At 69.4% G+C, this 19,386-nt stretch carries 21 protein-coding genes; 6 read left to right on the plus strand and 15 right to left on the minus strand.

The features are described from left to right. Nucleotides 1-46: 46 nt before the first annotated feature. The 12 genes from ACZ6DL_RS16825 to ACZ6DL_RS16880 form a co-directional block, all read right to left on the minus strand. The gene (locus ACZ6DL_RS16825) at nt 47-811 is read right to left on the minus strand and encodes a sporulation protein (RefSeq protein WP_466051949.1); all 765 of its coding nucleotides are present in this window, start codon (nt 809-811) and stop codon (nt 47-49) included. 108 nt (nt 812-919) lie between these two features. Further along, nucleotides 920-1,579, minus strand: a complete 660-nt coding sequence (locus ACZ6DL_RS16830; protein ID WP_466051951.1) for a phosphoribosylanthranilate isomerase — start codon at nt 1,577-1,579, stop codon at nt 920-922. A 49-nt stretch (nt 1,580-1,628) separates the two neighbouring features. Then, complete coding sequence (locus ACZ6DL_RS16835) at nt 1,629-2,360, minus strand: lysophospholipid acyltransferase family protein (protein WP_466051953.1); 732 nt, start codon at nt 2,358-2,360, stop codon at nt 1,629-1,631. A 178-nt stretch (nt 2,361-2,538) separates the two neighbouring features. Further along, a complete protein-coding gene (locus ACZ6DL_RS16840; RefSeq protein WP_466051955.1) occupies nt 2,539-3,549 on the minus strand; it encodes an ROK family protein in 1,011 nt (336 codons plus the stop codon). Beyond that, nucleotides 3,546-3,962 (minus strand): hypothetical protein, encoded by a 417-nt coding sequence (locus ACZ6DL_RS16845; protein ID WP_466051956.1) that lies wholly within the window; start codon nt 3,960-3,962, stop codon nt 3,546-3,548. Before ACZ6DL_RS16845 ends, ACZ6DL_RS16840 begins: the two co-directional genes overlap by 4 nt. Continuing rightward, nucleotides 3,952-5,262, minus strand: coding sequence for an ArsA family ATPase (locus tag ACZ6DL_RS16850; RefSeq protein WP_466052010.1), 1,311 nt, complete (start codon nt 5,260-5,262; stop codon nt 3,952-3,954). Before ACZ6DL_RS16850 ends, ACZ6DL_RS16845 begins: the two co-directional genes overlap by 11 nt. Further along, on the minus strand, nt 5,259-5,696 hold the full coding sequence (locus ACZ6DL_RS16855; protein WP_466051958.1) for an SRPBCC family protein: 438 nt from the start codon (nt 5,694-5,696) through the stop codon (nt 5,259-5,261). The genes ACZ6DL_RS16850 and ACZ6DL_RS16855 overlap by 4 nt, the downstream gene beginning before the upstream one ends. A 37-nt stretch (nt 5,697-5,733) precedes the next feature. Continuing rightward, nucleotides 5,734-6,117 carry a polyketide cyclase / dehydrase and lipid transport gene (locus tag ACZ6DL_RS16860; protein ID WP_466051960.1) on the minus strand — a complete coding sequence of 128 codons (384 nt, stop codon included), beginning with the start codon at nt 6,115-6,117 and terminating at the stop codon, nt 5,734-5,736. 29 nt (nt 6,118-6,146) lie between these two features. Beyond that, nucleotides 6,147-7,274, minus strand: a complete 1,128-nt coding sequence (locus ACZ6DL_RS16865; RefSeq protein WP_466051962.1) for a glycosyltransferase family 4 protein — start codon at nt 7,272-7,274, stop codon at nt 6,147-6,149. Between the two features lie 734 nt (nt 7,275-8,008). After that, entirely contained in the window at nt 8,009-9,010 is a 1,002-nt protein-coding gene (locus tag ACZ6DL_RS16870) for a hypothetical protein (RefSeq protein ID WP_466051964.1), read from the minus strand. A gap of 147 nt (nt 9,011-9,157) precedes the next feature. Further along, nucleotides 9,158-10,222, minus strand: coding sequence for an NlpC/P60 family protein (locus ACZ6DL_RS16875; protein WP_466051966.1), 1,065 nt, complete (start codon nt 10,220-10,222; stop codon nt 9,158-9,160). Nucleotides 10,223-10,439: 217 nt separating this feature from the next. Continuing rightward, nucleotides 10,440-11,009, minus strand: a complete 570-nt coding sequence (locus tag ACZ6DL_RS16880) for a C40 family peptidase (protein ID WP_466051968.1) — start codon at nt 11,007-11,009, stop codon at nt 10,440-10,442. Between the two features lie 595 nt (nt 11,010-11,604). Here ACZ6DL_RS16880 and ACZ6DL_RS16885 point away from each other — a divergent pair. Then, nucleotides 11,605-13,401, plus strand: coding sequence for a DEDD exonuclease domain-containing protein (locus ACZ6DL_RS16885; protein WP_466051970.1), 1,797 nt, complete (start codon nt 11,605-11,607; stop codon nt 13,399-13,401). 5 nt (nt 13,402-13,406) lie between these two features. Then, nucleotides 13,407-13,682, plus strand: a complete 276-nt coding sequence (locus ACZ6DL_RS16890) for an Lrp/AsnC family transcriptional regulator (RefSeq protein WP_040865888.1) — start codon at nt 13,407-13,409, stop codon at nt 13,680-13,682. 6 nt (nt 13,683-13,688) lie between these two features. Here ACZ6DL_RS16890 and ACZ6DL_RS16895 read toward each other — a convergent pair whose 3' ends face one another. The 3 genes from ACZ6DL_RS16895 to ACZ6DL_RS16905 form a co-directional block, all read right to left on the minus strand. After that, complete coding sequence (locus ACZ6DL_RS16895; protein WP_466051972.1) at nt 13,689-13,979, minus strand: hypothetical protein; 291 nt, start codon at nt 13,977-13,979, stop codon at nt 13,689-13,691. 155 nt (nt 13,980-14,134) lie between these two features. Beyond that, entirely contained in the window at nt 14,135-15,196 is a 1,062-nt protein-coding gene (trpD, locus tag ACZ6DL_RS16900; RefSeq protein WP_466051974.1) for an anthranilate phosphoribosyltransferase, read from the minus strand. Between the two features lie 68 nt (nt 15,197-15,264). Next, on the minus strand, nt 15,265-15,696 hold the full coding sequence (locus ACZ6DL_RS16905; protein WP_466051976.1) for a hypothetical protein: 432 nt from the start codon (nt 15,694-15,696) through the stop codon (nt 15,265-15,267). Nucleotides 15,697-15,895: 199 nt separating this feature from the next. Here ACZ6DL_RS16905 and ctaE point away from each other — a divergent pair, with 199 nt between their 5' ends. From ctaE to ACZ6DL_RS16925, 4 genes are all read left to right on the plus strand, one after another. Next, nucleotides 15,896-16,507, plus strand: coding sequence for an aa3-type cytochrome oxidase subunit III (gene ctaE / locus ACZ6DL_RS16910; protein WP_040865892.1), 612 nt, complete (start codon nt 15,896-15,898; stop codon nt 16,505-16,507). A gap of 85 nt (nt 16,508-16,592) precedes the next feature. Further along, nucleotides 16,593-17,456 (plus strand): cytochrome bc1 complex diheme cytochrome c subunit, encoded by an 864-nt coding sequence (gene qcrC, locus ACZ6DL_RS16915; protein ID WP_396985628.1) that lies wholly within the window; start codon nt 16,593-16,595, stop codon nt 17,454-17,456. 96 nt (nt 17,457-17,552) lie between these two features. Further along, the gene (qcrA, locus tag ACZ6DL_RS16920) at nt 17,553-18,728 is read left to right on the plus strand and encodes a cytochrome bc1 complex Rieske iron-sulfur subunit (protein ID WP_396903285.1); all 1,176 of its coding nucleotides are present in this window, start codon (nt 17,553-17,555) and stop codon (nt 18,726-18,728) included. Continuing rightward, nucleotides 18,725-19,386: cytochrome b (locus ACZ6DL_RS16925; RefSeq protein ID WP_466051979.1), on the plus strand; the 662-nt coding region annotated here is incomplete at its 3' end. The genes qcrA and ACZ6DL_RS16925, both read left to right, overlap by 4 nt.

Genomic DNA, 19,386 nt, shown 5'->3' on the forward strand with positions numbered 1-19,386 from the left:
GTCACATGAACTCGGCGGGTCCGTGCGGCCAACAAGCAACGGGACCTCAGTGCGCGAGTCGCTCCAGCCGGTGGTGCAGCTCGCCCGCCCAGTCGACGCCGCCCAGGTGCTGGTAGTCCACCCAGAGCGCGTCGAAGACGTCGCGGCCCTCGGAGATCCATCCGCCGCGCTTGTCCGCCTCCAGGACCACACTCATGCCGGTCTCGGTCGGGACGAAAGTCACCTCGAGCTGGTTCAGGCGCGGGTAGTGCGGCGAACCGGCGAACTCGATCTCCTGGTAGAACGGCAGCGTCTGAGGTGTGTTGTGCACCCGTCCTGATTCCACGTCCGCGCTGCGCAGGTGGAATCCCAAGCGCTCCACCGCTTCCAGCAACACGTGCTGGGCGGGCAGCGCGCCGACGCCGATCGGGTCGGAGTCGGCGGCGTCCACCGCGCCGCGGATCTCCACGACCGTGCGCAGCGACACCACCGTGCCGGGCAGGTGCCTGCCGTTGTAGAACGTGATCGGCGTTTCCATCGGTGCGCGGGCCGCGAAGCGGAACTCCGGCACCGCACCCACGGGCAGATGCAACGGCCCGTGCACCCCGGTACGGCCGAACGCGATATCGCGCAGGCCTTCGTGATCCTCGTACTCCTGCTCGGCCCTGGTCACGAACTCGACCGCCACCTGAGCGATTTCCTGCGCGACCGCCCCGCCCCGCAACCGGATCACACCCTCGACCGTGCCCCCGGGCTGCACACCCGGCGTGAACAACTCGGTCTCCACCTCGGCCCCACCGACCCCGGCCGCCGCCAGCAACTTCTTGAACATGCTCGTACTTTCGCCGCGCCGTCTTACCGAAGGCTTGTCATTATCTTGTCGCCCTGGACGACTCGGCCGAGTGTATGGCACCGGCCGGTGGAAGCAGCGCCGCTCCGGTCAGGGCGTGGATCGAGCGGCGGCGACAAAGGCGGCGCACGCAGCGGGATCCTTGTCGCCGCCCGCGGTTTCCACACCACTGTTGACGTCGACGGCGTACGGGCGCACCTGCCGGATCGCCGTGGCGACCGTGGCGGGGGTGAGGCCGCCCGCGAGCACCACGGGACGGTCGAATCCGGCCAGCGCGTCCACGATGGCGGCACTGACCGACCAGTCGTGTGGGCGACCGGTGCCGCCCAGGCGATCCGAAGTCCGTGAATCGAGCAGCACGGCATCGCAATACGGAGCCACCGCCCGTGCCGCGTCGACGGACTCCGGGCCGGTCACGTGCACGGCGGCGAGGATCGGCCGTTCGGCGGCACGCTCACATACCCGCGCCACCACATCGACGGAAACGAGCCCATGGACCTGGATCGCGTCGACGCCGATCCGGTCGGCCAGATCGATGATCGCCGTAGCGTCCGTCAGATGGGTGACCAGCACGCGGGTCACGAATGGCGGGGTGGCCGCCGACAGGGTGGCGGCACGGTGCCGATCGAGCGCGTCCTCACTCACATGTGTGACGCCCGAAATGAATCCGATCGCGTCGGCGCCTGCGGCGACGGCTGCGCGCAGATCGGCCTCCGACCGGATGCCACAGATCTTCGACCGCATGGTCATCGGGCGCACGAAGGAAGGCCTGGTGTCTACGAGAGGAGTAGGGGAGGATTCAGCCGGCGGCGGTGTCCGGGATACGGACGGGCACGGCATCGGGGCGGCTGCCGCTGGGGACGCCCTTCTTCAGGCTGTGGGCGTAGACGTCGACGTATTCCTGGCCGGTGAGCTGCATGAGCTCGTACATGACCTCGTCGGTGACGGCGCGTTCGACGAATCGGTTGCCGCCCATGCCTTCGTAGCGGGAGAAGTCGATGGGCCTGCCGAACTTGACCGTCACCTTCCTGCGGCGCCAGCGGAACGGTCCGGGCGGGCTGACTTCGTCGGTGCCGATGACGGCGACCGGGATGACGGGGACGCCGGTCTCCAGCGCCAAGCGGGCCAAGCCGGTCTTGCCCTTGTACAGCCGGCCGTCCGGGGAGCGGGTGCCCTCCGGATAGAGGCCGACCAGACGGCCCTCGTCGAGCAGCTTGCGGGCGGCGTTCAGCGCGTCCTCGGCGGCGTCGGCTCCGCTGCGGTCGATCGGGTACTGACCCGAGGCGCTGAAGAAGAACTTCTGGAACCGGCCCTTGACGCCCGGGGTGGTGAAGTACTCGGCCTTGGCGAGATAGTTGATCCGCCGCGGACTCAGCAACGGAGCGAACAGCCAGTCGGCGAAGGAGAGATGGTTACCCGCCATGATGGCCGGCCCGTCCGCCGGAATGTTCTCCACACCCTCGACCGTAGGCCGGTTGTAGAGATGAATGAACGGTCCCAGCAGCACGAACTTCAGCAGCCAGTAGAACATGACGTCCTTCCCCCGGGACCGGGATAGTTGCGGGCACCTGCTTCAAATGCCGACTTTACCGCTGGTACAAGATCACATCCAACCGCAGCGGCGAATCTCACCACACTTCGGCGCCGACGCCGACCGATGGCGAGCATCGGCGTGTCGCGCCGGACCACGATCCTCGTGGCCCGCGGTGTCAACGGCCGGTCCGCGCGATGCGGGCGGATTTGCCCGCGCCGGAGGGCAGGGCGGCCCTGGCGAGATCGGCGGCGCCGATCATGCCCGCCGCCTCGCCGAGCTGAGTGGTCCGGATGCGGGCCAGCGGCCGGTGACCCGCACCGGTGATCGTGCGCGCGTATTCCTCACGCGCCTCGTCCAGGAACAGCGGCGCCGAACTGCTGACCCCGCCCGCGATGACCACCAGATCGGGATCGAAGATGTCGCTGACGAACGCCAGCCCGAGGCCGAGCCAGCGCGCGAAGTCGGCCATCACCCGCGCCGCGAGCGGATCACCGTCCTGTGCGGCGCCCGCGACCCGCCGTCCGGTCAGCGAGCCGGGATCGCGCGCCACGTCCCTGGCGAGCACGGAGTGCACCGTGTCACTGGCCAGCATCTCGATCGCGGTCTCGGCCAGCGCGGTTCCGCTGCAATAGCGCTCCCAGCAGCCGTGCTTGCCGCACGGACAGGGCCGACCCTGCGGAACGACTTGCAGATGACCGAGTTCCGGCGCGACACCGTGCGTGCCCCGGTACAACTGCCCGTCGATCAACAAGGCGGCGCCGATGCCGGTGCCGATCGCGATCAGTACCACGTTGTGCCCGCCCGCCGCGGCGCCGAACCGGTATTCGGCCCACATCGCCGCGTTGGCGTCGTGTTCCAGGATCACCGGCAACTCCAGCCGGTCGGTGAGTCGCTGGGCGACCGGCGCGTCCTGCCAGGGCAGGTGCGGGGCGAACCGCACGGTGGAGCGATCACCGTTGATGAACCCGGCGACCGCCAAGCCGACCGCGCCGATGGAATGCCGGCCGGACAGGTCGCGCACGGCCCGGTCCAGCGCGTCCTCCAGCGCGCGGGCGGAATGCGGCGTCGGCGCCTGGACCGTGTCGAGCACCTCGCCGCTCTCGTCGATCACCGACGCCCGAATGTTGGTGCCGCCGACGTCTATTCCGACGGTCAGCGGTCGTGTACCGGCCATCTGGTGTGTCATACCTTGATCGTCACGGGAATGTCGACGTAACGCGGGCCATCGCCGTCCTCGCCTGGACCGTGGCGGTGCGGCACGCCGGTTTCCGGGTCGGGGTCGGTGGGCATGACCGGCTCGACCGGCACCCCCGCCAGCGCTTCGCGCAGCACGGTGACGATCGCGGTGCCGTGATCGGCGACGGCGGCCAGCACGTCGTGGTGCTCCCCGCGCACGAGCGCCGCGGCCGCGCACACCGGGCACCAGCTGCAGCCGGCCCACTCGGCCTGGCCGTCGGCGGCGCGCCGCAGCACCGGCTCGACCCGTTCCAGCACCGCTTCGGCCAGCAGCTTCAACTCCTCGGCGAATTCGCTGATGCCGTCCGGCGCGCTGTGGCCGCCTGCCTCGTGTCCCTCGGGCGGGTGCGGATCACCGGTCATGGTCGTGGCTTTCGGACGCCTGCGCCCACACCCGCGGATCGGGCCGGAAGCGGACCACCAGATACCCGTCATCCAGCTCGGCGCCGTCGACCGTGCACCGCCGCAATACCGGCGCCAGGCGCACCCGCCGCCGGACACCGTCCGCTCCCACGATCAAATCGTCCTCCACTCGGCCAAGGCGCAACGTGGCGGCGTCGACCACCGGCAGGTGCATGCGCAGCGCGTACACCGACTGCAATCCGGTGCCGGATTCCCGCAGAACCAGCGGTTCGCCGGAACTCGCGTCGACCTCCGTCTGATTGTCGCTCAGCATAAGCGCAGCGTCACCGGTGTCGCCCGCCGAGTCCATCGCATACGACAGCGCGGCCAGCGAGTTCAGCCCGATCGGCTCGGCGCCGGTGTGCTGCGCGATCACCACCGGGATACCCGGCATCTTGCGCCGCAAATCGGCGATGACGTCCGATTGCTCACCGCGCCGGTTCGAATACCAGTGCACCGCCGGATGTTCGGCCGAACTCGGTTCGGCGAGCGGCGCGAGATCGGGCAGCACCTTGTTCACCACCACGGCATCCAGTCGCAGGCCCAGCAGCGCCGCCGCGGAACGCACCCGCTCCGATTCGGCCACCGCCACCCGCTCGGCGACCGTGATCAGCCGCGCCCCGGTGCGCCGGTGGTCGGTGAGCAGGTCACGAACCTCGGTGACCGCCTTGACGATCCGTTCGACCGTGGCCGCGAGCACGGCGCGGCGCAGGTCGGTGCCGATGGCGCTCATCGTCCGCGCGTGCGGCGGCCACATCCGTTCCAGGTAACCGAGCAGGGTGGCGGGGGCGGTGACCAGGCGCAGCATGTCCGCCGAGGGCGGGCAGTCGACGACGATCAGATCCCAGTCGTCCTCGGCGGCGAACTGGGTGATCTCCACCAGCATCAGCAGTTCCTGCACGCCGGGCAATCCGGTCAGCTCCGCCGGCTCCAGCGCGGCGAGGTCGAAACCGTGCTCGTGCCCGCGGCCGGTGGAGATCAACCGCACCACATCGCGGAACCTGTCCTCGAGCAGCGCGAGCGAATCGATCTCGATCACGTCCAGGCCCGGCAGCACGGTGGCGACGCCGGTGACGGTGCCGGGATCGTGCGGGAAACGGAAGCCGAGCGCGTCGCCCAGCGAATGCGCCTGATCGAGCGAGGCGATCAGCACGCGACGGCCCGATCTGGCCTCGGCCATGGCGGTGGCACACGCGAGCGTGGTCTTGCCCACCCCACCCTTGCCGATGAACAGTTCGACCCGGGTCTTGTGCGCGGTCAGCCTTCGACCCGTTTCTTCAGTTCCTTCAGCGCGGTATCGGTGATCACTTTCTCGGCCTTGCGCTTGAACATGCCGATCATCGGGATGTTCAGATCGACGGTCAGCGTGTAGACCACCTCGGTGCCGCCATCCGGCCGATCGATCAACTCGTAGGTGCCGTTCTGGGCCTTCTGCAACTCGCCGCTGAGCAGCCGCCAGCTGACCGCCTTACGGTCGGCGCGCCAGTCGTAGGACAGGACGTAGGTGTCCTTGACCACCCCGGCGTCCAGCACGAACCGGGCGGTCTCGGCCAGGCCGTCCGGTCCCGTCTCCAGCACCTCCACCGACTTCGCCGCCGATACCCACTCCGGGTAGGACGCCAGATCGGCGATGACGGACATCACCTGCTGCGACGGGGCCTCGATGACGATTGATCTCTGGGTCCTGTCGGCCATGCGGACAGCGATTCCTTTCAGCGTCGGTGCTGGTAGATCAAGACAGGGCCGCGGGAGCGACGCCGGCCGGGCGACCCGACTCCAGCCGGGACTTCACTTCGAACGACATGTTCTTGCCCGCGACCCGGCGCGCCCGGGTGGCGGCGGCGAGTTTGCCCACCGGCAGCGCGGGCTGCGGTTCGGCGTGCAGGAAGTAGTGCAGGATCACCCCGTCGAGCGAGGGTTCCAGCCACACCTCCATGGTTCCGGCCAGCGCCCCGGACACCGACCAGCGGATGCCCTTCTCACCCCGGTTCTCCCGGACCTCCAAGTCCAGGTCCGGCCACCAGCGGCGCCACTGGTTCGGGCCGGCCAGCAGGTCGGCCACGGCGGCCCCCGATGCGGCGACGAAGGTCTGATCTGCGACCTGGATACTGCTCACTCCGCTGAGCGTAGTAGATGCGACGCGGATCACCGCAGCAGCTGTCGCAGGCGCGCGCCCAGGGTGTCCCAGCGCCACTGCTGCTCGACGAACGCCCGGCCCGCCACGCCCATTCGCGCGGCCGCGTCCCGATCGGACAGGATCTCCACCAGGGCGTCGGCGATCTGCTGCACGGAGCGGCCGTCCACCACCCGTCCGGTCCTGCCCTCGATCACGGTCTCCGGCGCGCCGCCGGAATTGCCCGCCACCACCGGGACGCCGGACGCCGAGGCCTCCAGGTAGACGATGCCCAGCCCCTCCACGTCCAAGCCGGCGCCCCTGGTCCGGCAGGGCATCGCGAAGACGTCCGCCAGCGTGTGATGCGCGGCCAGCTCACCGGATGGGACGCGGCCGGTGAACATCACGTCCTCGGTGACGCCCGCGGCGACCGCGAGGGCGCGCAGCTTGTCCTCGAAGGGGCCGCCACCCGCGATCACCAGGACCGCGCCGGGCACTCGCTCGCGGATATCGCGCATGGCCAGGATCAGCGCGTCCTGCCCCTTGCGCGGCACCAGCCGCGACAGGCACAGGATGGTCGGACGGTCGCCCAAGCCGTAACGCTCGCGCAGCTCGGCACGTGCCGCCGGATCCGGGCGGAACACTTCGGTGTCCACCCCGGGCGGCAGATATTCCAGCGCCGCGTTCGACCCGAACGCGGACGCGAACCGGCGGCGGGTATAGCGGCTGACGTAGGTGACGACGTCGGTCTGCTCGCCGATCACCCGCAACGCCTGCCTGGCTCCGGGCAGCATCGACCAGCCGACCTCGTGGCCGTGCGTACTGGCCACGATGCGTTCGGCGCCCGCGCGACGCAGCGCGGGCGACATCAGCGCCAGCGGTGCCGCCGCCCCGAACCACACCGTGTCGCACTGCTCGCTCCGCAGCAGTCGCGCGGCGCGGCGCAGCACGAGCGGAGTCGGCAGCATCAGCGTGGTGGGATGGCGAATCACCTGGAACTTCTGCTTGGCGTCGAACTTCAGATGACTGTCGCCGCGCCAGCGCGGAGCGTAGACGACCAGGTCATCCGGCGGCAGCTCACCGGCCAACGCCTGCAGATACGACTGGATACCGCCCGGCCGCGGCGGGAAATCATTGGTAACCAGCAAAGTTCGGGCCATGCGCAACAAAATACTGGGTTGGATTTGCCGCGACTGCGTCGCGGCGTGTTCGCGGCCCCTTCATGGCTCGCGTCCGAGCGACCACCGCTTGCTCCTTCGTCGCGGACGCGGCGGCCACTCGGACGCGAGCCGGGCCGCGAACGGCAGATGCTCGGTCTCGCTTCGCTCGAAACCGGGAGTGGAGGTGCGCTGGGCGTGTCGGGGCGTGAACGCTGGGCATCGTGCACGCGGCTCGCAGTGGTCGGTGGTCGTCGGTGACCGGTGATCAGTGGGGTACGTGGCGGGCGCGCGAACGCGAGTCGGGCCGCGAACGGCGGATGCTCGGTCTCGCTTCGCTCGAAATCGGGAGTTGGGGTGCGCTGGGCGTGTCGGGGTGCGAACGCTGGGCATCGTGCACGCGGCTCGCAGGGGTCGTCCTGATGACCGATCCGCGACGGCCGTGCGAACCGGGCCGGGCCGCGAACGGCGCACGCTTCGCTCGAAACCGGAAGCCGGGTGCGGCGGCATTGGGGCTCGTCGGCATGGTGCACGCGGGTTGGGCCGGCTGTCTTTCCAGTCGGCGGTATTCGTTGGTCGACGCTTGCGCAGGGGCGGGTTGGTTCGGGCGGGTGGCTCGGCCGACCAGTCCCAGCTCGGCACGGCGCCTTCCGTTGCCTATGCCGTCCGCCGACCCTGCCTGACGGTGGGGGCGCGGCGTAGAAGCAGTCCGCGATTCGCAGGTTGCGGAGGAAGGGTCAGGCGGTTCGGGCTCGGAGCCACTCGCGCCAGTCGTCGACGAACTCGGTGCGGGTGATGCCGAGGACTTCGCGGAGGATGCCGTCTTCGGTGGTCGGGTCCTGTTTGCCCGCCGCGATGCGGTGGTAGAGCTGGACGAGGTGAGGGCGGTCGTATTTCTCGGCGACGAATGCGCAGATCGACCAGGCCTTTTCGTAGGTGAAGGCGGCGTCGGGGCCGGAGAACTCGGCGTCGGCGGGCAGATCGGCGGGGATCCGCCCGGCGTGGGCATGCGCGGTGAGGGTGGGGGCGATCTCGGCGAACCGCTGGCCTTCGCCGTGGTGCGCGGTGTAGTCGGCGAAGCCTTCCAGCATCCACAGCGGTGCGCCGTCGACGGTGTCCGCACGCGCGGCGATGTGGGTGAGTTCGTGCCGCAGCAGGGTGGCCATCCCTTCGGGATCGAGGCGGCGTCCGGTGTCGGGACCGAAGACGACACGCTGGCCGGTAGGGCTGCTGCCCTGGGTGAACGGGTCGGCGACCGAGGCGGCGGCGACTTCGGCGGGCAGGAGGTCGGGCGAACGCAGCAGAGCAGCGAACTCCGAAGGCGACGAGGCGACGACGACGAGCGCGGACTGCGCCCAGCCGGGACCCCAGACGTCGGTCACCGCGGCGGTGGCGTCGGCGAGTTCGCGCTCCAGCACGTCGATTTCGATCCGCTGGTCGGAATGGCCGACGACCAGGGATTGCCGTCCGTCGCCGGTCGGCACCTGGCGGGCGACGATGGAGCCGAACGGCTCGACGATGCGCCGCACCTCGGCGAGCCTGGGATCGGTGGCCGCCGCCTGGCCCACCGCCTCGGTCGTCCCCGGTTCGGCGGCTCGCAGTTTCGGTAGCACCGTGTTCGGCAACATGATCAGTGCGACACACACGCCGGTGAGCGCCACCACCATCGCGACGGTGAGGCAGAACTCGAATCGCCGCCGCGCCGACCACCAGTCGCGCGATTTCCGCATGCCGGTCATCGGCGCACGCCGTCCGGCGGCATGGCGCCGCGGTGCCGTGCGGTGGCGGAGGCGCCGTGTCGACCGCGCGGGTCGCTCACGGTCGTCCGTAGCCGGTCGGTCGTGCCTGGAGTAGTGCGGTGCCGCTGTTTGGCTCGCTCACAGGGTCTAGTATCGCCGAGCCGAATGGAACGGTGTCGAGCCCATGGGCGCGACCGCGACGGGCACGCCGAAGGTCGAGGCGTGCAACATGAGTCCGTTTCCCGCGTAGATGCCGACGTGCGAGATGTCGGAGTAGAAGAAGACGACGTCGCCGGGCTGCAGATCGTCCTCGGCCACCGGGGTGCCGTAGCCGGCCTGCTGCGAACTGGTTCGTGGCACGTTCTTGCCGACCTGCTTGAAGGCCCACTGGACCAAGCCGGAGCAATCGAACTGGTCCGGGCCGGTGGCGCCCCAGACGTAGGGGTCGCCGATCCGCGTGAGTCCCGCCGCCAGTGCGCTGGTGCCGCTGCCGGGAACGAGACCCTGCAAGAGGGTGTCGCGGTCGAATCCGGGCGGGAACGGCGAGCCGGCGAGCGCGGACTTGTCCTTCGCCGACAGCGTGCCCCAGGCCTGCACCACCTGCGCGATGGCGCCACCGAGATCACTGCGCTTGTGTTCCAGATCGATGCGCACCGCCTCGGCCTTCTGCGCGGCGGAGCGGGCCGCGTCGGAGGCGGCGCGGGCCGCCGATTCGGCCGCGGTGGCGGCGTCGGTGGCCTTCTCGTAGTGGTCGAGCTGCTCGGAGGTCTGCGCGGATACCACATCCAGCGTGGACATCTGGTCGAGCAGTTGCTGCGGTGAGTCGCTGACCAGCACGGCGAACAGGCGGTTGGTGCGGGCGCCCTGATAGGCGGCGATCGCGGTGCGGTCGATGACCGGCTGGTACCGGCGGACCTCGGCACGGGCACGGTTGACCGCGTCGGTACTGGCGGCCAGCCGGGCGTCGGCGTCGCGCTGCACGGCGAGTTTCGCCTCCAGCTCGGCCTCCGCTCCCAGCGCCTGCTGGTTGAGCTGCTCGGACTGATGGGACAGATCGATCATCCGCTGCACGGCTTCGGTGGCCGTCGAGGGAAGTGCTACCGGATCGGCTCCGGCCGGACCGCCGCCGTAGAGGCCCGCGGCCAGGATTCCGGCTGCCAGCGTCCCGCCCACCAGACGTTTGGCCTGCTGTCTCCGGTGATGTTCAGCCACAGCCCGCGGTGCCCCGTTCTCTCGTGAAGCGATCTCTCGTGAAACCGACGCAGAGTCCTTCGCCGAAACCGAGGTTTGCTCCGGCGAACCGCGGGTAATCGGTGGAAGGTCTCGGTTAGGTTACGGAACGGCCCGCATCGATGTCCAGTAGAGCACGGAACGATCACGGGCCGTTGGTGCGGTCGGGCCGCGATACAGCGGCCCGACCAGCTGCTTCTCAGAAGCGACGAGCACCCGCGACCGGCATGGACGAGATCGGCGCGACCTTCACGGGCTGGCCCGAGGTGGACGCGTGCACGACATTGCCGTCACCGGCGTAGAGGCCGGAGTGGCTGCCGCCGTAGAACGAGACGAGGTCGCCCGGCTGCAGATCGTTCAGCGAGACCGGGCTGCCCGCGGACAGCTGCGCGCCGCTGGTGCGGGGCAGTTCGACGCCCGCTTGGCGGTAGGACCACTGGACCAGGCCGGAGCAGTCGAACGAGTTGGGGCCCGCGGCGCCGTAGACGTACGGGGAGCCGACCTTGCTCATGGCGGCGTCCAAGGCGATCTCGCCGGAGCTCTTGGGGGCGGCGAAAGGAAGGGGAGCGGGACCGGGCAGCTCGAGGCCCGGCACGGCCGGCGGGACCGGGATCTCGTTGGGAACGTCGAAGGTTCCCACGCCGGGGATGGTCACCGGCTGGGCCGACGCGGGGGCTGCGGGCAGCAGGAACGCGCCGAGAGTGGCAGCGCCGACGGCCCCGGCGGCAACAGCGCGCTGTGCGTGACGCTTGACGGCGTTGGTCGTCATGATGCGGAACTCCCAATCTGCCTCACGACGCCGCACCCGGTGGTGCCGCGGACTGCGTCTGGGCCGCACCGGTTGGCGCGGCGGACTCCGTGAGGTCTCGAAAAGGTTACGAACACATCACGGTGATTTGTAAAGGCCGGGCAATGCGAAAAGCGTCTGCTCAACAATTGCGCGGTCCAAACGCTGTGAGATACGTCCCACGGAATCACGAAAAGATAACGGTGTCGAAATCCCAGGAAAAGTCCGGTTTCGGACGTCTGCTGGGGCGGGCCCGACCGGTCGGCGGGCCCGGGTTGCCTCGACCGTCGTTTGGCCAGGTAGGTGGACTGAAAACGCCGTAGGGCACGGCATGGTCGCCTGTTCGTACACTGTAGAGCTGCGGGTGGCGGATTCGCCTGCTGGTGATCGACTGCATTTCGCAAGACTCGCGGCAATGTTTGATACAGTTTTGTACCTTTTGTGATCTGAGTCTCTTTTTCGCATTCCTAGATCATTTCGCGGGTATCGCCCCAGAATCCCCACGGTGTAATTCGGACATTTCGTGGCGGATCCGCGTGCCCGGTTCCTGTCGGACCGTGGCCCTACGCTGCTCGCCGTGTCCGACCTCGCGCCGCGCCCGGCCGTCCAGCAGCTGGCTTTCGACGAGCTCGACACCCCCCTGTACGACACCACCTTCGTGGTCGTGGACCTGGAGACCACCGGGACCAGCCCCGGAACCGACGGCATCACCGAGATCGGCGCGGTGAAGGTGCGTGGCGGGGAGGTGCTCGGCGAATTCGCGACGCTGGTCAACCCGGGACGCGCGATTCCGCCCGCGATAGTGCACGTCACGGGCATCACCACCGCGATGGTGTACGCCGCGCCGGGGATCGAGGCGGTGCTGCCCGGCTTCCTGGAATTCGCCGCGGGCGCCGTGCTGGTCGCGCACAACGCCCGGTTCGACATGGCGTTCCTGCGCGCCGCCGCGGCGCAGTGCGACACCCCGTGGCCGGCCGCGCAGGTGCTGTGCACCGTGAAACTGGCGCGACGGGTGCTCGGGCGCGACGAGGCACCCTCCGTGCGGCTCGGCTCGCTGGCGCGCTTGCTCGGCGCCTCCACCCAACCGACCCACCGCGCACTGGACGACGCCCGGGCGACCGTCGACGTGTTGCACGCGCTGATCGGACGAGTCGGGAACCAGGGCGTCCACAGCCTCACCGAGCTGCTGGACTATCTGCCCGACGTCACGCCCCGGCAGCGCTCCAAGCGCGTCCTCGCGGCCGATCTCCCCGCTGCTCCCGGTGTGTATCTGTTCCGCGGTCCTTCCGACGAAGTCCTATATATAGGTACAGCCGTGAACCTGCGCCGTCGTGTCCGTAACTACTTCACCGGTTCGGAGACCCGGGGCCGGATGAAAGAGATGGTGTCCCTGGCGATTCGGGTCGACCACGTGGTGTGCGCGCACGCGCTCGAGGCGGGGGTGCGCGAACTGCGGCTGCTGGTGGCGCACACTCCGCCGTACAATCGCCGGTCGAAATTCCCGGAGCGGGCCTGGTGGCTCACCCTCACCGACGAGCCGTTCCCGCGGTTCTCGGTGGTGCGCGAACCCACTCGGGACGCGCTGGGCCCGTTCCGCTCCCGCAACGACGCCGCCGACCTCGGCGTGATCATCGCCGAGTTCACCGGACTGCGCACCTGCACGACGCGGCTGTCGCGCAGGGCGGTGCACGAGTGCCCGCCCGCCCTCGTCGGTGGGTGTCCGGCCGGGTCCACGGGCAACCCGCTGGATATGGCGCAGTACGCTGCCGCGCCCGCGCTCGTGCGTTCACTGTTCGCCGGGCACAGCGACGCGCCGATCCGGTCCATCCTCGATCGCATCGAAACCCACGCGCGTGCCCAGCATTTCGAGGCGGCCGCGCGGCTGCGCGATCGTGCGGCGCGGGTGGTGCGGGCGCTGCGCCGTACGCAACGGCTGGCCGCGCTGGCACGCATAGCCGAACTGATCGCCGCGCATCCCGACGGCGACGGCGGGTGGGAGTTCGCGGTCATCCGTTACGGCCGCCTGGCCGGTTCCGGCACGGCACCGCGCGGTGTGCCGCCGATGCCCCTCGTGGAACAGATCGTCGCCGCCGCCGAAACGGTGATTCCGACGGGCGTTCTCGCCGAGCATCCGCTGCCGGAGGGGGAAGCGCCGATCACGGAAGACGCGCCGCCGTTGCGGGGCGCGTCGCCGGAGGAGGTGGCGTTGGTCGCGCGCTGGCTGGCCCGGCCGGGAGTGCGGATCGTGCGCACCACCGAGGGGTATCGAGAGCCGCTGTTCGGCGCCGCGCGGTGGCTGGGCTGGGCGGAACTGGCCGACGCGGCGGTCCGCGCGCAACCGACCGAGCAGGGCTATCTCGACCGCTTAGGCTGAGCGTCATGATTACCGCGATCGTCTTGATTCACGCCGACAACGGCCGCATCCCCGAGACCGCGCAGGCGGTCGCGGACACCGAGGGCGTCGCCGAGGTCTACTCCTGCGCGGGCGACGTGGACCTGATCGCGATCGTGCGGGTGCGCGACCACGAGCAGATCGCCGAGGTGGTGACCGCCCGGATCGACAAGACGCCCGGTGTCCTGCGCACCACGACGCACATCGCGTTCAAGTCGTACTCGCGGGCCGAAGTGGAGGCCGCGTTCTCGCTGGGCGACTAGTCCCGTTCAGTCCTCGACCCGGACGCTGAGCACCGCGAAATAGGCGGCGTCGTTCGGCGCGAGCACTTCGACGACATCGCCCGAGCAGCCCGGCACGTCGTACAGGTGCACGACGCCGTCGGTGCGGTTGCGGACCTCCACATCGGACCCGTCGCCGACCTCGAGGCAGCCCGCCGGGTTCTCGTAGCTGAGGCCTGCGGCGAACAAGGCTCCTTCGGCCGCGTTCGCTCCTGGCGCGGCGGCGGCGATACCCGCGGTGGCGAGGACAGCGAGTAGCGCCGGAACGGTGGGTCGCATATCTGTGCTCCTCGTCGGTCGAACCGGCCGGCGCGGTGCCCGACGAACTCGGCGATGCGCCGGATTGCCGCCTCGAACGTTACCGGCCGCGACAGCGCCGATCAGGGCCTTCGTTCAAGTCAGCGTGTCGACCCGCACGCATCGACCGACCCGGTTCAGTTGTCGCCGAGTGTCTGTGTCAGCTTCGCCCATCGCTCCAGCAGCGCGGCCGCGTTGCCCGCATCGATCGCCTCGGCGGCACGGTCGATGCCCGCGGCGAGCGCGGCGTGCAGATCCGCGTCCGGATCGCCCGCGCCGCGCGACCAGTCGTAGGCCACGATCGCCGCGGCCGAATTCAGCAGTACCGCGTCGCGGACCGCTCCACCGCGACCGGCGAACACGTCGCGCGCCACGCCCGCGTTCACCTCGGCGTCGCCGCCGCGCAGCGCGTCCAGCTCGACCCGGGGGATGTCGATGCGGGTGGGGTCGATGGTGGTCCGACGCGTCCGTCCGCCCGAGACGATCCACGCCTCGGTGGTGTCCGAGGTGGTGATCTCGTCGAGCCCGTCGTTGCCGCGCACCACCAGGGCGCTCGCACCGCGTTCGGCGAACACCCCCGCGATGACGGGCAGCAGGTCGGCGAACGCGCAGCCGACCAGCCCGGCGCGCGGCTGCGCGGGGTTGGTCAGCGGTCCGAGCACGTTGAACACCGTCGGTATGCCGATCTGGCTGCGGGCCGCCCCCGCATAGCGCAGGGCGGGATGGAACACGGCCGCGAAGCAGAAGCCGATGCCGACCTCGCGCACACAGCGCGCCACCGCCTCGGGACCGAGCGCGAGCTTCACGCCGAGTGCTTCCAGCACATCCGCGCCGCCGCTCTTCGACGACGCGGCCCGGTTGCCGTGCTTGACCACGGGGACACCGGCCGCGGCCACCACGATCGAGGACATGGTGGAGATGTTCACCGAACCGGACCGGTCACCGCCGGTGCCGACGATGTCCACCGCGTCGCCATCGATGCGCACCAGCCGGGCGTGGTCGAGCATGCCCGCGGCCAAGCCGGTCAGTTCGGCGGGCGTCGGGCCTTTGATCTTCATGGCGACGCCGAATGCGGCGATCTGCGCGGGAGTGGCGTTGTCGGACATGATCTCGTTCATCGCCCACGACGTGTCGTCCGCGGCCAGGTCGCCACCGTCGGCGAGGACTCCGAGCACCTGAGGCCAGCTGCGCACGCTCATTCCACACTTCTCCCGTCACACCGGTTCCACGCACCAGTTTGTCCGCACGCAGCCTAGTGCGCGACCGGTTATGCCGAAGGTCCCGGTTGCAGGGCGTCCCAGCCGTCGGCGGTACCGTCGTGGCGCTGGGCGAGGCCGGCCATGCGCGAGCGTTCCTGGGAGCAGTGCAGGGCATCCAGCAATTGGACCCGCTGGAGGATCACCGTCTCGAGTTCGTCGCTGCCCGGGCCGCCGACCTGCGGCGCGGGGGAGTAGCCGTCCTGTGCGGCGATCGCGCAGACGGTGGGCACGTGCCGCGGCGGGATGCGCAGGTGGTGCCGCAGCACCGCAGGCGCGTCCGGCGTCAGACCGGTCGCGCGCGCCAGCACGGCCGAGCACGCCTCCGTGTCGTCGAAGCAGGTCGCGACCACGACCAGATCCGCTCGCGCCGGGTCCAGTGCGGTGGGCCGGTCCCGCCGGAACAGCCGCTGCCACAGCCGCGCCCCCATATTCGTCTTCATCTCAGCTTCTCCTTACCCTCGCCTGTCATGCTGGCCGGGCGTTCGTCCGCGCTATGTGACCCGTTCCGGGGGTCGCCGACCCCGCTCGCCCCCTGCCTCGCCTGGTCGAGAGCCTGTCCTTCCTGCGTTTTCGGACACGGAGGAACGAGTTTCGTACCCGGGTTCGGCTGTCGTACTACGACGAGTCATACTTACCCCCGTGACGACCGCAGTAGGGACCCCAGGATCGGCCATTACCCAGCGTGTGCACTCGCTGAACCGGCCCAACATGGTCAGCGTCGGTACCATCATCTGGCTGTCGAGCGAGCTGATGTTCTTCGCAGGCCTGTTCGCGATGTACTTCGTCGCGCGCGCCCAGGCGCACGGTAATTGGCCGCCGGAGCCGACCGAGCTGAACCTGAAGCTCGCGGTGCCGGTCACGGCCGTGCTGGTCGCGTCGTCGTTCACCTGCCAGATGGGCGTGTTCGCCGCGGAGAAGGGCGATGTGTTCGGCCTGCGCCGCTGGTACGTCATCACGCTGATCATGGGCGCGTTCTTCGTCGGCGGCCAGGGCTACGAGTACACGAACCTGGTGCACGAGGGCACGTCGATCTCCAGCAGCTCCTACGGCTCGGTGTTCTACATCACCACCGGCTTCCACGGTCTGCACGTGATCGGCGGTCTGATCGCGTTCGTGTTCCTGCTGATGCGCACCAAGGTCAGCAAGTTCACCCCGGCGCAGGCCACCGCGGCGATCGTCGTCTCCTACTACTGGCACTTCGTCGACATCGTGTGGATCGGGCTGTTCGCCACGATCTACTTCGTCCGCTGATCGTGGCCGCCGCGCTGCCGAACGCGCGCGGTGCGACCCAGGATCTTTCGCAGAAGTCGGTTCCGTCTACTCCAAAGGGACACAGATGAGTTCATCTCCCCCGTCAGCGCCAGAGCCCGCCAGCCCCGGGAACGGCCAGGCCAGCAAGACGCGCAGGCAGCGCCGCGTTCGCCGTCGCATCGCGGGCGGGCTTGCGCTGCTGGTGGGCCTCGTCGGAGCAGGCTTCCTGGCATCGGCCCTCACGCCGGACCCGCAGCGCGCGACCGCGCACGAGGACCAGTCCGCGCTCATCCGCGAGGGCCAGCAGCTCTACGACACGTCCTGCATCACCTGCCACGGCGCGAACCTGCAGGGTGTCGCCGATCGCGGTCCCAGCCTGATCGGCGTCGGCGAGGCCGCGGTCTACTTCCAGGTGTCCTCCGGGCGCATGCCGATGGCGCGTAACGAGGCCCAGGCGCAGCGCAAGCCCCCGAAGTTCGACGCCCACCAGACCGACGCGCTGAGCGCGTACGTGGCGGCCAACGGCGGCGGTCCGACCGTGATACGCGACGCCGACGGCGAGATCGCCCAGGAGTCGTTGCGCGGTGACGACATCGCCCGCGGTTCGGAGCTGTTCCGGATGAACTGCGCGTCCTGCCACAACTTCACCGGACGCGGCGGCGCGCTGTCCTCCGGTAAGTTCGCGCCGCCGCTGGAACCGGCCAGCGAGCAGCAGATCTACGCCGCGATGCTCACCGGCCCGCAGAACATGCCGAAGTTCTCCGACCGCCAGTTGAGCGCGGAGGAGAAGCGCGACATCGTCGCCTACGTCAAGAACGCGACCGAGGAGCACAGCCCCGGCGGCTGGGACCTCGGCGGCTTCGGTCCCGCGACCGAGGCCCTGGCCATCTGGGTGGTCGGTATCACGCTCGTGGTCGGTGCCGCGATGTGGATCGGGTCCCGGTCATGACCGGTCAGCGCCTGGAGGCGGTAGCTAGCGTGGCCACGGATGGCGCCCGGCCATGCCGAAAGGACACAGGTCATGAGCAGTAAGGAGCGAGACGACATGGGTCGCCCGGATGAGGGCCACGACGCGCAGCCGTCGAACGAGCACGCGGTGAACGCCACTCCGGCGGACCCCACCGAGGCGGAGCTCGACAAGATGTCGCGCGACGAACTGGTCAAGCTCGGCACCGAGCGCGACGGCGTCGACGTCGCCTACCGCCGCGAGCGCTTCCCGATCCCGGGCACCCGGGCGGAGAAGCGCGCCGAGCGCGCGGTCACCTTCTGGTTCGCCGTTTCCGGCATCGCGGCCGCGGCGCTGGTCGGCGTGTTCCTGTTCTGGCCGTGGGAGTTCAAGGGCAAGGAGGAGGAGGGCCACGGGCTCTACTCGCTGTTCACCCCGCTGGTCGGCCTGACCTTCGGCATCTCGGTGCTGGTGATCGGCGTCGCGGTGGTGCTGATCCGCAAGCTGTTCATCCCCGCCGAACTGTCCATCCAGCAGCGGCACGACGGTCCGTCTCCGGAGGTCGAGCGCCGCACCCTGGTCGCCGAACTGCAGGACGCGCTGGACACCTCCACCCTGGGCCGCCGCAAGATGATCACCCGCACCGCGGGCGCGGGTGTCGGCGTGCTCGGCATCGGCGCGCTGCTGGTGTTCGTCGGCGGCATGATCAAGAACCCGTGGGCCAAGGGCGACAAGTCGCCGCTGTGGGTCTCCGGCTGGACTCCGGACTACCCGGGCGAGACCATCTACATCCGCCGCGACACCGGTCGCCCGGAGGACGTGGTGCTGGTGCGCCCGGAGGACCTGGACGCGGGCGCCATGGAGACGGTGTTCCCGTGGAAGGAGAAGTGGCGCGGTGACGAGCACGCGACGTTGCAGTCGCTGCGCGGCATCCGCAACGCCGTCATGCTGATCCGTCTGCGCACCGAAGACGCGCAGAAGGCGATCAAGCGCAAGGGTCAGGAGAGCTTCAACTACGGCGACTACTTCGCCTACTCGAAGATCTGCACCCACCTCGGCTGCCCCACGTCGCTGTTCGAGCAGCAGACCAACCGGATCCTGTGCCCCTGCCACCAGTCGCAGTTCTCCGCGACCGAGTGGGGCAAGCCGGTCTTCGGTCCCGCCGCTCGCGCGCTGCCGCAGCTGCCGATCACCGTCAACGCTGAGGGCTTCCTGGTCGCCAACGGCGACTTCATCGAGCCGCTCGGCCCGGCCTACTGGGAGCGCCGTTCATGAGTCCTTCAGTCGCAGCCCAAGCCAGCGAGGCGGACGAGCGGTACCGCGCCGCCGCGTTCATGAAGCGGTCGATCAACAAGGTCTTCCCGACCCACTGGTCGTTCCTGCTCGGCGAGATCGCGCTCTACAGCTTCATCATCCTGCTGCTGTCGGGCGTGTACCTGACCCTGTTCTTCGACCCGTCGATGAGCGAGGTCGTCTACAACGGCGCTTATCAGCCGCTTCGCGGTGTGACGATGTCGCGGGCGTACGAGACCGCCCTGAACATCACCTTCGAGGTCCGCGGCGGTCTGTTCGTGCGGCAGGTCCACCACTGGGCGGCGCTGCTGTTCGCGGCCTCGATCATCATCCACCTGTTCCGGATCTTCTTCACCGGCGCGTTCCGCAAGCCGCGTGAGGCGAACTGGGTGATCGGCTCGCTGCTGCTGATCCTGGCGATGTTCGAGGGCTTCTTCGGCTACTCGCTGCCCGACGACCTGCTGTCGGGCACCGGCCTGCGGGCCGCGTTCGGCGGTATCACGATGAGCATCCCGATCATCGGCACCTGGATGCACTGGCTGATCTTCGGTGGTGACTTCCCCGGCGAGATCATCATCCCGCGGCTCTACATCGCGCACGTGCTGCTGTTCCCAGGCATCATCCTGGCGTTGATCGCCGC

It is taken from the genome of Nocardia sp. NPDC041819 (genome assembly GCF_055590505.1).

What these genes read in the sequence shown, in the direction of transcription:
- ACZ6DL_RS16825 (WP_466051949.1), bottom strand. Translation starts at nt 811, where the DNA reads ATGTTCAAGAAGTTGCTGGCGGCGGCCGGGGTCGGTGGGGCCGAGGTG.
- ACZ6DL_RS16830 (WP_466051951.1), bottom strand. Translation starts at nt 1,579, where the DNA reads ATGACCATGCGGTCGAAGATCTGTGGCATCCGGTCGGAGGCCGATCTG.
- ACZ6DL_RS16835 (WP_466051953.1), bottom strand. Translation starts at nt 2,360, where the DNA reads ATGTTCTACTGGCTGCTGAAGTTCGTGCTGCTGGGACCGTTCATTCAT.
- ACZ6DL_RS16840 (WP_466051955.1), bottom strand. Translation starts at nt 3,549, where the DNA reads ATGACACACCAGATGGCCGGTACACGACCGCTGACCGTCGGAATAGAC.
- ACZ6DL_RS16845 (WP_466051956.1), bottom strand. Translation starts at nt 3,962, where the DNA reads ATGACCGGTGATCCGCACCCGCCCGAGGGACACGAGGCAGGCGGCCAC.
- ACZ6DL_RS16855 (WP_466051958.1), bottom strand. Translation starts at nt 5,696, where the DNA reads ATGGCCGACAGGACCCAGAGATCAATCGTCATCGAGGCCCCGTCGCAG.
- ACZ6DL_RS16865 (WP_466051962.1), bottom strand. Translation starts at nt 7,274, where the DNA reads ATGGCCCGAACTTTGCTGGTTACCAATGATTTCCCGCCGCGGCCGGGC.
- ACZ6DL_RS16870 (WP_466051964.1), bottom strand. Translation starts at nt 9,010, where the DNA reads ATGACCGGCATGCGGAAATCGCGCGACTGGTGGTCGGCGCGGCGGCGA.
- ACZ6DL_RS16880 (WP_466051968.1), bottom strand. Translation starts at nt 11,009, where the DNA reads ATGACGACCAACGCCGTCAAGCGTCACGCACAGCGCGCTGTTGCCGCC.
- ACZ6DL_RS16890 (WP_040865888.1), top strand. Translation starts at nt 13,407, where the DNA reads ATGATTACCGCGATCGTCTTGATTCACGCCGACAACGGCCGCATCCCC.
- ACZ6DL_RS16895 (WP_466051972.1), bottom strand. Translation starts at nt 13,979, where the DNA reads ATGCGACCCACCGTTCCGGCGCTACTCGCTGTCCTCGCCACCGCGGGT.
- trpD (WP_466051974.1), bottom strand. Translation starts at nt 15,196, where the DNA reads ATGAGCGTGCGCAGCTGGCCTCAGGTGCTCGGAGTCCTCGCCGACGGT.
- ACZ6DL_RS16905 (WP_466051976.1), bottom strand. Translation starts at nt 15,696, where the DNA reads ATGAAGACGAATATGGGGGCGCGGCTGTGGCAGCGGCTGTTCCGGCGG.
- qcrC (WP_396985628.1), top strand. Translation starts at nt 16,593, where the DNA reads ATGAGTTCATCTCCCCCGTCAGCGCCAGAGCCCGCCAGCCCCGGGAAC.
- qcrA (WP_396903285.1), top strand. Translation starts at nt 17,553, where the DNA reads ATGGGTCGCCCGGATGAGGGCCACGACGCGCAGCCGTCGAACGAGCAC.